Source organism: Peribacillus muralis, assembly GCF_001439925.1.
GTDB classification, from domain to species: Bacteria; Bacillota; Bacilli; order Bacillales; family DSM-1321; genus Peribacillus; species Peribacillus muralis.
Genome location: NZ_LMBV01000004.1, coordinates 173,033 through 185,853, shown reverse-complemented (window position 1 = coordinate 185,853; position 12,821 = coordinate 173,033). Strand labels below are relative to the sequence as shown.

Sequence of the window (12,821 nt, the reverse complement as noted above, 5' to 3'; positions counted from 1 at the left end):
AATAAAGGGATCATACTAATGGTCACTATTTCCATTCTTAAACTTCTGGATTACCTATTTTTCCCCTCCAAGGAAGCAGAGCCTCCTTGGACGGAGAGACATTACTTAATCACTACGTATTCCAAGCCAACAAGTTTGGCATAGGTTATGATTTGGTCTGTTGTTAAATTCAATGACACAACTGTATGGTGACCGCCACCATTCTCAAGCCAAGCTTTCACTCCATCTTGGAAGTTTGGCTTCACTTCCCAAAGTACACGTGCCACTGGCAGGTTTGGTGATGGAACTGTTGGCTCGAAGGCAGAAACTTCATTAATCAAAAGTTTATAGTTTGTACCAAAGTCAGCCATTGAAACAACGACACCGTCTCCTGCTTTGCCGTCGAATACCAAACGTGCTGGATCTTCACGATTACCTATACCTAATGGAGATACGACAATTTTTGGTTTGTTACTTGCTAAAGATGGGTCGACTTCAAGCATATGTGATTGAAGGATTGATTCCTGTCCAGCAGCTAATTCATATGTGTAATCTTCCATAAAGCCAGTTGATTGGTTATGGCTCATCACTTTCAGTAAGCGATCAAGTGCTGCCGTCTTCCAATCTCCTTCACCCGCAAAGCCATATCCTTGTGCCATCAAACGTTGGACGGCAAGACCAGGAAGTTGTTTCATCCCATATAAATCTTCGAAGTTCGTTGTGAAGGCCGTGTAACCACCATCATCAAGGATTCGTTTAATCGCAATTTCATAGCTTACCTGTACCTTTACGCTTTTCTCCCAATCCTCCCTACTGTTGGTTCCATAATCAAATTCATAAAGGCCTTCATATTCTGCAAATAAAGCATCAATTTCTTCATCATTAACCGCATTTACATATTGAACAAGGTCTCCGATTCCAAAATAGTCAACTGTCCACCCAAATTGGATTTGAGCTTCAACCTTATCCCCTTCGGTTACTCCAACGTTACGCATGTTGTCTCCAAAGCGAGCGACCTTAATGTTGAAGCTTTCGTTATAAGCAACCGCTACGTCCATCCATTGTGCAATTTGCTGTCGCACTTCATGGCGCTCCCAATAACCTACAACAACTTTATTTTGTTTTTTCAAACGGGCATTGATAAAACCATATTCGCGGTCACCATGCGCAGATTGGTTTAGGTTCATAAAGTCCATATCAATCGTTGCCCAAGGAATACTTTCATTGAACTGTGTAGCTAAATGAAGCAATGGTTTTTGTAATAATTTTGTTCCACGAATCCACATTTTTGCAGGTGAGAAAGTATGCATCCAAGTGATGACACCGGCAACTTCGTCACGATAGTTGACTTCTTTCATGATGCTTGTGATTTTATCCGCACTAACAGCTAAATTTTGCAATACAAGTGGATATGGTAAAAAACCGCTTTCATTTAATGCATCGGTTATCTTTTGTGCATGCACTTTGACCTCTGCTAACGCTTCTTCCCCATATAGATGTTGTGATCCTACGACAAACCAAAATTCCTTTTTTTCTGTTGTTAACATAATAATCCTCTTTTCTTAATTCTAATAGTTTTATAATTTGATAAAGTTAACCTTACTTTTGACCGTAATAAGCAAATTTTCCATGTTTTCGTAAATAGTGTTTATCCAAAATATTTTGTGGTAATTCTTTTGCAAAATGATTTAATTCCCGTGTAAATAAATTCATTTTCGAAACTTCATCCAATACCACACTATTCATTACGGCGGAGTTTGCATCTTTGCCCCAAGTAAACGGACCATGACCATGAAGTAAGACACCAGGAACGGCTAAAATGTCTAACCCACGCTCTTCAAATGTTTCGATGATTAACTTCCCAGTCTCCACCTCGTACCCACGATCAATCTCCTCTTGTGTTAGGTAGCGGGCACATGGGACGGATCCGTAAAATGTGTCTGCATGAGTGGTCCCCATCGCTGGAACATCAAGCCCTGCTTGAGCCCATATTGTCGCCCAAGTTGAATGAGTATGCACAATGCCGCCGATTTCTTGATAATACTTATACAGTAATGCGTGAGTCGCTGTATCTGATGAAGGTCTCAACTCTCCTTCAACAACATTGCCATCCAAATCAACAACAACCAAATCACTGGCTTTCATCGTTTCGTAATCAACACCACTAGGTTTAATTACAAATAAACCACTTTCACGATCAATGCCACTTGCATTTCCCCATGTATATTTCACGAGTCCATATTTAGGCAAGTCCATATTTGCTTTAAATACCTCTTCTTTCAGTTGTTCTAACACGTCAATCCCTCCAGTTTTCCACTCATAACATCAAATTGTCTACGGCGGCCTGCTCAATCACTAAACCCTTCCTGTACCTTTCAATAAATGCTTCAAATCCCTTAACATCTACTTGATCAGGATAAATTTCTTGCCCATCAACCTCTTCGAATACTTTTTTATCGAGGAAGTCTTCTAAACTTTCTTTTTGATCTTTATTCCTCATGTAAGATGCAAGAACCGCCATTCCCCACGGGCCTCCTTCTCCTGCTGTTGACATAACTGATACTGGAGTATTCATTGCAGCGGCAACAATTTTTTGTCCAACAAGAGGGGTTTTAAATAAACCACCGTGAGCCAAAATACGATCAATTTCAACATTTTCTTCCTTTGTCAAAATACCCATTCCGATTTTCAAAGCACCGAAAGCTGTAAAAAGGTGAGTCCGCATGAAGTTTGCTAAATTGAAATGACTCTCAGGCGAGCGTACAAATAATGGTCGCCCTTTTTCTAATCCTGTGATATTTTCACCTGAGAAATAACCGTAGCTAAGCAAACCGCCACCATCTGGGTCCGCTTCCAAAGCCTTATTCAACATAACTTCAAATAATCTATTTGAATCAATTTTTTGTCCCATTGCCTCAGAAAATTCACGGAACAACTCCAGCCAAGCATTGAGGTCACTTGAACAGTTATTCGCGTGAACCATTCCAACTGGACTTCCGTTTGGTGTAGTTACCAAATCAATTTCTGGATATACTTTTGAAAGTTCTTTCTCTAGAACAATCATGGCAAAAACGGAAGTTCCTACTGAGACGTTTCCGGTACGTTTCCTCAAACTATTCGTAGCAACCATTCCAGTTCCAGCATCGCCTTCTGGTGGGCAAATTGGAGTGCCTGGTTGTAAATTTCTTGATCTATCTAGGATTTTCGCTCCAATTTCGGTTAATTCACCCGCTTGCTCGCCTGAAATGTAAACTTTGGGAAGAATCTCTTTTAGCTTCCATGGATAATCTTTCGTCGCAATTAAATCGTCAAACTTCTTAACCATTGATTCATTGTAGTCTTGCGTTGATTCATCAATAGGGAACATGCCTGAAGCATCTCCAATGCCAATTGCTTTATTACCAGTCAATAACCAGTGAATGTATCCAGCTAAAGTCGTAATACAATCAATGCGAGGCAAATGTTTCTCTTCATTTAATATTGCTTGATAAAGATGAGCAATACTCCACCGTTCGGGGATATTAAATTGAAATTGATTAGTTAATTCTTTTGCTGCAACACCAGTTGTTGAGTTACGCCATGTTCGAAACGGAACAAGCAGCTCCCCTGTACTGTCAAAAGCCATATACCCATGCATCATTGCAGAAAATCCAATAGAACCTATATTCCGAATGGTAATTCCGTAATTCCGTTCAACTTCTTGCTTCATTTCGCTATAAGCTGTTTGCAGTCCAGTGATAATATCCACTAAGTTGTACGTCCAAATTCCGTCTTCCAAGAGGTTTTCCCACTCATAACTTCCAGATGCGATCGTTTCTTGATGATTATCAATCAACACCGCTTTAATACGAGTGGATCCAAATTCGATTCCAAGTGATGTTTCCCCCACGGTAATCGCTTGTTTAATTTTTATTATATTCGTTTGCACGTTAATCCCTCTTTTGTCAGCGCTTTCAATAAAAGTAGTCGCTTGAATTTATTAACAATCATATTATATTTTTTGTACGTACATTTGTCAATTGTTTATATTATTTATACTTACAACTTTCAAACAAAATACTCCGCCCTCACCTTGAAGTAATTAATTGGTATTAAATTTAGTTAAACGACATGAAACTTAAAGGTAAATAGGGGGAATTATAACTTTATACAAAAAATAAGATGATTTGTTTTAATTCACTCAAAAATCATGTTAAAATATGTCCGTACAAATATTTTAAGCGCATAAATTAGAATGCAAACAATTATGGAAGAAGTGAGGTTTAATGAAACCAAAGTATCAGGTAATCATTGATGATTTAAAAAATAAAATCCTTACAGGTGAATATAGAATAGGGGAACAAGTTCCTACTGAATCCGTCATGCAAGAAATGTACAACGTTAGCCGACAGACTGTAAGAAAGTCCATTTTAGAATTATCAAACGAGGGATTTTTGAGAAGTGAAAAAGGATCTGGCACATATGTTAGTAACCAATATCAATCATCTGGTGGCAATTCCAAAAATAAAACGATCGGTGTAATCACGACCTACATTTCTGATTACATTTTCCCTTCTATTATCCGCGGAATTGAAAGAAGATTGAATGAAGATAATTATTCGTTACTATTAGCCAGTACAAATAATGATGTCCAACAAGAAAAAAAAGCCTTGGAAATGATGTTGTCATTTGGAGTGGATGGTTTGATTATTGAACCTACAAAAAGCAATCTATACAATCCCAACATCGCTTACTACCTATCATTTAAGGAACAAGAGGTTCCCTTCATCATGATCAACGCTTATTATGAAGAATTAGAGGTTCCATTCTTTTGCCTTGATGATGTGCAGTCAAGCTACCTCGCAACAAAAGAATTGATTTCGAAAGGCCATACCCAAATTGGACTCATTTCGAAAATGGATGATTTACAAGGAAAGTATCGAATGAAAGGATATATAAAAGCACTTGGAGAAGCCAAATTCCGCTTTCAACCAGAACAATTGCTTTCGTATACTACAGAAACGAAGCTAGATCTATACACAAACTTGAAAGAGTTCCTAAATGTAAATAGAGACGTATTGACTGCCATTGTTTGCTATAACGACGAAGTAGGGTTGGAAGTAGCAAATGTATGCAGACAACTTGATATTTCTATTCCCGAACAATTATCAATTATTGGCCAGGACAATTCTTATATTGCGAAAAATGCTAATATCAAACTAACGACATTGACACACCCACAAGAACAAATGGGACATGATGCAGCTGATTGGATCATTAAGAAATTACAAGGAAAGAAGGGTTTACCAAACGAAACCTATTATCAACCAGTGTTAATCGAAGGCGAAACCGTCAAAGAGTTAGACATACAATAATATTAGTGTGTGATGCCTGTAGGCTCCATTCCCACAATGGCTGCCTCCAGTTTATTTAGTCTTTGAAGGCTTGAGGGAATAACGACCAAAAATTATATTCAATGATAAATCCAGGCATAAAATACCTTACCATTTCACTTTACTTATTATCTTAATAGAATCGGTATTTATCAAATACTCTTATGTTTTGGAGGGGCTCGCAAAGGCGGAGAATACCTCTAGAACAATATATAAATATCCAGTTATCCAATTCTGCAACCTAGTATTCACTTCACTATCCAGAATCCGCTTTGTAATACTTGCTGCAAGTACTGCATACAGACCATCACTAATAAAAGCTAGGATTTTTAACATAATTCCTAGTAGTAAAAATTGTATGGATTTTGGAATTTCTGAAGTCGTTCGATCAGATGTAGAAAATAAAGTCCTATACCCCAGATAGATAGCGATATTAAAGACTGACGCTGATGTCATAAGGATCGCTGAAACTCCAATCGCTCCAGCTAAAACGTGAACAGAACCACCAAGAGATACACCAAAAACGGATACTATGCCCGCTTTCTTCCCTTGATCAACACTTTTTGCCATAATATAAATCACAGCCGGTCCAGGTATTATTAACCATAATACCAAGATCGCCCTATAACCGCTTCGAATCCAATAAAATCCAAAAAAGTATCGGAATGGGAGACCCATGCCGATACTTTTTAACACGCTTACAATGCTTTAATTCTCCCTTTTATTCCTCATTANGCCATATTCATGTTCACTTCAGCATTCTCTTGTTTGATGGCGGCTAATGGGATATTTCGCTTCCCCGAGAAATTCTCAAGCAAGTCTTTGACATCAATGCCTGAAGAAGCCTTTAGTGACTCCTGCAACGTGGCCATTAAGTTCGTTGCATAGCCAGTCACTTTATTGGCCCCGCCGCTTGCTCCGCTTCCACCTGTATCGACTACAGTAATTTTGTCGATATTGCTAAGCGGGCTTGCCACTTGTTTGGCATATTCCGGAAGCATTTTCAAGATCATATCCATGACGGCTGCTTGACCGAACTGTTCAAATGCTTCGGCAATCTTCTGCTTCGCCTCCGCCTCTGCCACCCCTTTTAAGCGGATGATTTCGGCTTCAGACGTACCCTGTGCCCTTTGTGCGTCCGCTTTTGCAAGACCGTCCATCCGAACGCGCTCAGCTTCCGCTTGTGCCATGGCTTCGATTTTATACTTATCGGCATCCGCTTCGGTAATCTGTTTCATTTTATTTGCGGAAGCAGCCTGCTCTACAGCATAACGGTCGGCATCCGCCTTTTTCTTCACTTCGGAATCGTATTGCTTTTCACGGCGAAGGATTTCTTTTTCCTCCAGCTCGATTTGTTTTTGCCGTTCGATGATCCTGATTTGCATTTCCTGCTCGGTTACATCCTGTTTGGAGCGGGCGGTTTCCAGATCGTACGCTTGGTCAGCACGGGCTTTGGCGATATCTTGTTCACGCCGGAACTCCGCTACCTTTAATTTGTTAATTTTCTCGGCTTCAGCTATTTCAGTCGCCCTTTCAAGCTCGGCGCGCTGTGCTTCCTTCGATGCCTCGGCCCGCTTGATTCGCGTTTCCTTCTCTGCTTCAGCAGTAGCGATATCGGCATCCCGCTTCACTTGGGCGATTCTTGGCTTACCAAGGGATTCAAGATATCCGTTTTTATCGCGAACATCTTTAATCGTAAACGAAACGATAATGAGTCCCATTTTAGCTAAATCCTGCGAGGCAACCCTCTGCACTTCCTGGGAAAACTTTTCACGGTTTTTATAAATTTCCTCGACTGTCATCGAACCAAGAATGGAACGAAGATGACCTTCCAACACCTCCCGTGCTTCCTGTTCACGGTCATCTTTCGATTTACCGAGAAACTGTTCAGCCGCTGTGGCAATGTCGGTGATCGAACCGCCAATCTTGATGATCGAGACACCATCGGCCATGACGGGAACACCCTGTTCCGTATATACTTCCGGGGTCGAGACCTCAAGTTTGCTAGACAGCAAGCTTAATGGTTCCGCTTGCTGGAACACAGGCAGGACGAAAGCTCCCCCGCCGCGAACAATCTTTATTTTATTTCCTGATTCGTCGACGTGAACATTTTTGGTGCCCAAGTAGCTACCGGTTACAATCAATGCCTCATCAGGACCAGCAGTACGATATTTAGTTACAAAAACAGCAATAAGTGCGATCAACAAAAATGCCACAATGGCGACAACAATCCAAATTAAATTAAACATAATAGACCTCCTACCCGTTATTCATTCTCGTGGGGCATGACATAGATTACCCCGTTTTTCACTTCGATGATCAAGACTTTTGTATCCGAAACAATTTCTTCATTCTGATAACTGGCCGCAGTCTTCGCAATGCTTCCACTGATGCTTTCGATCAGAACCTCCCCAAATCCATCAACCGGGACTGAAGTGAGGACCCTGCCGACCCTGCCTCTCAGGTCATTGTCATGAAAGGTTAAGCTTTCCTCCGCAGATGAAATGGGAATTAACACAAATACGTTCAATAAGGTGACGATTGAAAATGAAATAAGCAGGGAAATTGCGGCACTCATCACACTATTGAGTTCTGTAAGCGATTCAAGCAAAAAACCACTTGCAAAAAAGACCGTTAAAAAACTTAAAATGAGCGTTGGATTTAATAGATCCGGCAATTCGAGACCTGAGAATATATCATTAAACAGTATAAATAAAAAAGTTAGCCCCCCGAAAATAATTAATCCATATAAGTAAATCGTTTGTAATGGAACGCCAAATAACTCCATCTCTTTCATCCTTTTAATTTGATTTTCCCAGGCCACTTCTCTCTTTTACGCCCAAGGGTAACAGTTTGCTACCTAATTGAAAAGTCTGTACTTTATGATCTCCCCCATTCACTTAGCATACCTATTATACGAACAACAGATTAGAAAGTTTCATTTTTTCCCACTTTTACAATCTATCATCCATTTTTGGCTGCAACTAGTCTCATAAAAGCTAGATCAAGTCCTGAAACAAAGATGATGAACAAGTAGCAAATATTTTATTTATTTCGAGGGAAATAATGTAAACGTCCTTAAACCCGACGATTATCGTCTATATAGAAGACAGGATATTGCATCAGGTAAGACGAGGAAATTTTCATCATTCAACAGCCTGCTGTTGCCTATTTATAAATAAAATTCAAAACATAGTTTAGAATGAAAAAGTTGTAATTTCATAACATACATCTTCTATACGTTGGAACGGTATTGCCTAAGCTTACATGTCAATCGCTTCCTTGGATATACCTGGCCAGCATAAAATTCCAATGAGCGTGGAGATACTTTCCATCCTCATTTTTGTTTTTTATTATCGGGTAAGTTTAGTGTTTCCTGCTTTTCTGAGGTTCTGCAATGCATTATGTATTGACAGTAATTGCGTAACATATTAAAATTCATTATATGTTAACTATAAAAACAAAAAGGTTTACATTAGGAGGAAGCACGATGAAGGAAAGTCACGAGAAGTTAAGAATGATGATGGTAACAGCTTTGTTTGCAGCACTTATTGGAATACTGGCTCAAATCACGATACCACTGCCCTTGGTACCGATTACAGGTCAAACACTGGCAGTCGGTCTGGCAGCGACGATTCTTGGTTCACGCTATGGAACCTCTTCCGTTTTACTATACTTATTCATTGGAGCGGCTGGAGTACCGGTTTTCGCCGAAATGTCCGGCGGCCTTGCCAAAATATTCGGTCCAACCGGCGGTTATTTATTATCCTATATTCCTACAGTCTATATAACCGGCCTGATATTGGAAAAAACGCGCTTCACCGTGCCAATGGCATTCCTTGCAAATGTAATAGGAATGATACTTACTTTGGTAATTGGAACGGTTTGGTTGAAGTATATAAGCTCACTATCTTGGACAGTGGCGTTTGCCAGTGGTTTTGCTCCATTCATTATTGTCGGGATCCTGAAGGCTTTCCTTGCATCTTGGCTTGGAATTACGATCCGTTCCAGATTAGCGTCAGCCAATATGCTTCCGAAAAAAAATGCGACACTTTCCCGTTAAGCTAAAAAAACTGACCATGCAAGAAGGGGTACCGCTTTTGGTACCCCTTCTTTTTTTACCGTAACCTCAAAAAAAAAAAGACTCTTAATAAAAGAATCTTTTTCACAAATGTATATTGCGGTCCTATCCCCATAGTCCGAATGAATAGCAAAATATATATTATCCCCTTTGCTAACCGTACCCATTTTACTATAGGAGCATTCAAAGTGGAATAATATAAAACAATATAGCAAAAAAGTGTGTAACAGAGCCACCAAGCACGAATACGTGCCAAACGGCGTGGTGGAAGGGAAAACCCCGCCAAACATAGAAAATCGCTCCAAACGTATATAACAATCCCCCTGCAATCAAGAGCTGGATACCAGCTGCAGGCACTGTTGCCGTTAGTGGACCCCAGACGATAACGATCATCCACCCCATGGCGATATAAAGGATCGTTGAAAGGAATAAGAATTTTTTCACATAAAAAGCTTTAAAGACGACGCCGACGATTGCGACTCCCCAGATTATTCCGAGTAACGTCCAGCCTATAGATCCTTGAATTACAAGCAGCATGATGGGTGTATATGTTCCTGCAATGAATATATAGATCGCTGAATGATCGAAGATTTCAAAAATATCTTTTGTTTTCCCCTCCGGAAAGCTATGAACCAAAGTGGATGATATATATAAAAGAAGCATGGAAACGCCATAAATGATTGAAACGACAACATGCCAAGGCGGGCCTTTCTGGGCGGAAAAAATGATTAAAAATACTAGGGCGGCAATGCTTAATAACGCACCGATTCCATGAGTTATCGCATTGACCACTTCTTCTTTCTTTGTATAAACATGTGTATTGGCCATGTAACAGCTCCTAACTCTTCCATTAACATTATTTAATAACTTTATTATACATCAGTTAAGCGAAAGCAATGTAGTAAATTGTATATTAACTTGAAATTGCCACCTAGTTAGATTATCATCTAATTAGATAATAATCTAACTAGGTGGGATGAACGTGCAAATTGAAAAATTGGTCGCTTTCCATAAAACGATGGGTGATGTGACGAGGATACGAATTATATCCATTCTTGCAAACGGTCCGAAACGCGGACAGGCACTTGCAGGCATCTTGAAACTGACAGCCCCTACCATTTCACACCATTTAACGAAATTGAAGGAGGTCAATTTAGTGAGGGATCGGAGGGAAAAAAATTCGGTCTATTATTATTTAAATGATGATGTCCTTCAGCATTATTCTCGAGCATTACCTGAAATGATTTCAAATAAGGGGGAATCCAATACTATGGATAATCAAAAACTGACAGGAGAGCATAAAAGGATCCTTGAAAATTTCTTTACGGCAGATGGTCGTCGATTAAAGACCATCCCGGCACAGAGAAAAAAGAAATTGATCGTTCTTTACCATATTGCCAGCCTCTTGGAAAGTGGACGTAAATATGAGGAAAAAGAATTGAATGCTTTCATTCAAACCTTTCATGATGATTACGCAACGATACGGCGTGAGTTCATCATCGGCAGTATCATGTATCGGGAAAACAGCATTTATGAACTCAACCCACGCGAGATGTGGGCTCCTATCGACTAGCATGTAAATAGGCAGCAAAAAAACCGGCCTCCCATGATAGGGTGAGCCGGCTTGCTTGATGTTTTTTAAATGGCAAAATGATGGCCGCCAATAATTTTGATGACCTCCAATTTTTTCATCCATTCGCTGTCCGATATGCTAGGATTCCAAAAATACAAGGCATCATTTGTGTAGCCGTGAATCGCCAATGCTTCATTGACAGCCTTCTTGGCGTCTTTGCCGGCAGGACGGTTAATACTGCCATCACCAACAGGCGAGAATTGATTTTTTTGATAAATCACTTCCCTCACAGTATCGGGAAATTCATCACTGTCCAAACGATTCAATACTACACCTGCCACTTCGACCTTTCCTCTATACGGTTCTCCTTTTGCTTCTGCATGCACAAGTCTTGCTAATAATTCTTTATCTTTTTCACTCATTACATGTGGAATGATCAATGTTTTACCAGGTTCGGCAACATTGTTGACATTATGATTGGCTTTTTTTAACTTCGCGATGGGTACACCATGCTGCTTGGCGACGTCCCAAATCGATTCGCCTTGTTTAATGACATGCTTGGTTGCTCCATCAGAAGCTTTACTGGTCGTTCCTTTAGGAAAAACGATTCCTATTGCGATGACACTTAGAGTTATTATCACGGCTATTATTGCTGATAATTTCATCCTGTAACCTCCTCGTTAAGCACCTACCAAGGATAACAGACCATATAAGAGAAAACAGTGCTAAATTTTTTCCAAGGAAATCAAGGAAATAATTACACGCATATCCATGACTAACGTTATTTCTTAATTTCCCATTCTTCCCGTAATATTCCCATTCTGATCGAATCATAATAAATTCCGTCATAATAACGGCACTTTCTCATCCTGCCTTCGATTTGCATTCCTACCTTTTCTCCAACAGCCATCATACGCGTATTGCCTGACCAGGTCGTCAGCCCAACCCGTTCGATTTCGATATTTTCAAACAAGTAGCCTATGTACATTTTTAGTGCTTCCGTCCCATAGCCTCCATTCCAATACGTCGGCTCAAAAATCGTTATCCCGATTTCAAGCCAACGTGAAGGTTCGTGTTCCCAATAATACACAATGGAACCGATTATTTGATCTTCGACTTCAAGCAAAAGCTCGGAGTATGCCCCTATCTTTTCATCAAAGGCTTTCATCTTCGTTTCTTTATCGATAAACATGGCGAAATCAATGAGCTCCAAAGGAAAATATGGCGCATCCCACTTCTTCCATTCCGGATTAACTTCCCCATATTTCAAGCTCCATAAGCATTTGAGATCGGTTTCCTTCACGTTCCGTAAACTAACTCTTTTACCTTCAATTCGAATATCTTCCAATTTGCGTCCTCCACTTCTGCCTCTATCCCCGTTTTTAACGGTCAACATCCAATTTTATAAAAAAATGTCTCTCTCTCGGTCCATCAAATTCACAAAAGTACAAACCCTGCCATGTACCAAGGATCAAACTCCCCTTATGAATGATGACCTGCTGTGAAGAACCGACCGTACTTGATTTCAAATGGGCCGCCGTGTTTCCTTCCATATGTAAGTCCAGTGTATGATTCCAAGGATATTGCTCATCCAATCTTCTGAGCATATCCTTTTTGACATCAGGATCGGCATTTTCATTGATCGTGATTCCTGCAGTCGTATGCGGGCAATAAATGAGAGCTATGCCCTCGTCGATTCCGCATTCCGAGATAAAAGCCTGCACTTCGTTTGAAACGTCAATCATATCATCTCGTTTCGTCGTTTTTAAAGTATATTTCTTCAGCATGTATGTTCACTCCTTCTTCTTTTTATATT

Annotated in this window: 13 protein-coding genes; 3 read left to right on the top strand and 10 right to left on the bottom strand. The window is 40.0% G+C overall.

Features of this window, described 5'->3' with window-relative positions; translation table 11 throughout:
* Positions 1 to 101 precede the first annotated feature (101 nt).
* Genes araA through ASU00_RS07425 form a run of 3 tightly spaced genes read right to left on the bottom strand, consistent with a single transcriptional unit; the run spans position 102 to position 3,907 of the window.
* Entirely contained in the window at positions 102 to 1,526 is a 1,425-nt protein-coding gene (araA, locus tag ASU00_RS07435; RefSeq protein ID WP_057912822.1) for an L-arabinose isomerase, read from the bottom strand.
* A 52-nt stretch (positions 1,527 to 1,578) separates the two neighbouring features.
* The gene (locus tag ASU00_RS07430; protein ID WP_057912821.1) at positions 1,579 to 2,274 is read right to left on the bottom strand and encodes an L-ribulose-5-phosphate 4-epimerase; all 696 of its coding nucleotides are present in this window, start codon (positions 2,272 to 2,274) and stop codon (positions 1,579 to 1,581) included.
* 22 nt (positions 2,275 to 2,296) lie between these two features.
* On the bottom strand, positions 2,297 to 3,907 hold the full coding sequence (locus ASU00_RS07425; protein ID WP_057912820.1) for a xylulokinase: 1,611 nt from the start codon (positions 3,905 to 3,907) through the stop codon (positions 2,297 to 2,299).
* Between the two features lie 337 nt (positions 3,908 to 4,244).
* Between ASU00_RS07425 and ASU00_RS07420 the strand changes: the two genes are divergently transcribed.
* Positions 4,245 to 5,333 carry a GntR family transcriptional regulator gene (locus tag ASU00_RS07420; RefSeq protein WP_057912819.1) on the top strand — a complete coding sequence of 363 codons (1,089 nt, stop codon included), beginning with the start codon at positions 4,245 to 4,247 and terminating at the stop codon, positions 5,331 to 5,333.
* A gap of 180 nt (positions 5,334 to 5,513) precedes the next feature.
* On the opposite strand, the gene ASU00_RS07415 is transcribed toward ASU00_RS07420, so the two are convergent.
* The 3 genes from ASU00_RS07415 to ASU00_RS07405 form a co-directional block, all read right to left on the bottom strand.
* On the bottom strand, positions 5,514 to 5,990 hold the full coding sequence (locus ASU00_RS07415; RefSeq protein ID WP_057913001.1) for a LysE family translocator: 477 nt from the start codon (positions 5,988 to 5,990) through the stop codon (positions 5,514 to 5,516).
* A 96-nt stretch (positions 5,991 to 6,086) separates the two neighbouring features.
* On the bottom strand, positions 6,087 to 7,600 hold a 1,514-nt coding region (locus tag ASU00_RS07410; protein ID WP_057912818.1), incomplete at its 3' end, for a flotillin family protein.
* A 17-nt stretch (positions 7,601 to 7,617) separates the two neighbouring features.
* Positions 7,618 to 8,139, bottom strand: a complete 522-nt coding sequence (locus ASU00_RS07405) for an NfeD family protein (protein ID WP_057913000.1) — start codon at positions 8,137 to 8,139, stop codon at positions 7,618 to 7,620.
* A 702-nt stretch (positions 8,140 to 8,841) separates the two neighbouring features.
* On the opposite strand from ASU00_RS07405, the gene ASU00_RS07400 reads away from it, so the two are divergent.
* A complete protein-coding gene (locus ASU00_RS07400) occupies positions 8,842 to 9,414 on the top strand; it encodes a biotin transporter BioY (RefSeq protein WP_057912817.1) in 573 nt (190 codons plus the stop codon).
* A gap of 201 nt (positions 9,415 to 9,615) precedes the next feature.
* Here the strand turns inward: ASU00_RS07400 and trhA are convergent, their stop codons facing one another.
* Positions 9,616 to 10,260 carry a PAQR family membrane homeostasis protein TrhA gene (gene trhA, locus ASU00_RS07390; protein WP_057912815.1) on the bottom strand — a complete coding sequence of 215 codons (645 nt, stop codon included), beginning with the start codon at positions 10,258 to 10,260 and terminating at the stop codon, positions 9,616 to 9,618.
* Between the two features lie 154 nt (positions 10,261 to 10,414).
* On the opposite strand from trhA, the gene ASU00_RS07385 reads away from it, so the two are divergent.
* Positions 10,415 to 11,005 carry a DUF2087 domain-containing protein gene (locus ASU00_RS07385; protein WP_057912814.1) on the top strand — a complete coding sequence of 197 codons (591 nt, stop codon included), beginning with the start codon at positions 10,415 to 10,417 and terminating at the stop codon, positions 11,003 to 11,005.
* A 65-nt stretch (positions 11,006 to 11,070) separates the two neighbouring features.
* Here ASU00_RS07385 and ASU00_RS07380 read toward each other — a convergent pair whose 3' ends face one another.
* The 3 genes from ASU00_RS07380 to ASU00_RS07370 all read right to left on the bottom strand — a co-directional run bounded on the left by ASU00_RS07380 (position 11,071) and on the right by ASU00_RS07370 (position 12,792).
* Positions 11,071 to 11,670: a cell wall hydrolase gene (locus tag ASU00_RS07380; protein ID WP_057912813.1), complete on the bottom strand. Its 600-nt coding sequence runs from the start codon at positions 11,668 to 11,670 to the stop codon at positions 11,071 to 11,073.
* 116 nt (positions 11,671 to 11,786) lie between these two features.
* Positions 11,787 to 12,353, bottom strand: a complete 567-nt coding sequence (locus tag ASU00_RS07375) for a GNAT family N-acetyltransferase (protein ID WP_057912812.1) — start codon at positions 12,351 to 12,353, stop codon at positions 11,787 to 11,789.
* 34 nt (positions 12,354 to 12,387) lie between these two features.
* Positions 12,388 to 12,792: a secondary thiamine-phosphate synthase enzyme YjbQ gene (locus ASU00_RS07370; RefSeq protein WP_057912811.1), complete on the bottom strand. Its 405-nt coding sequence runs from the start codon at positions 12,790 to 12,792 to the stop codon at positions 12,388 to 12,390.
* Positions 12,793 to 12,821 lie beyond the last annotated feature (29 nt).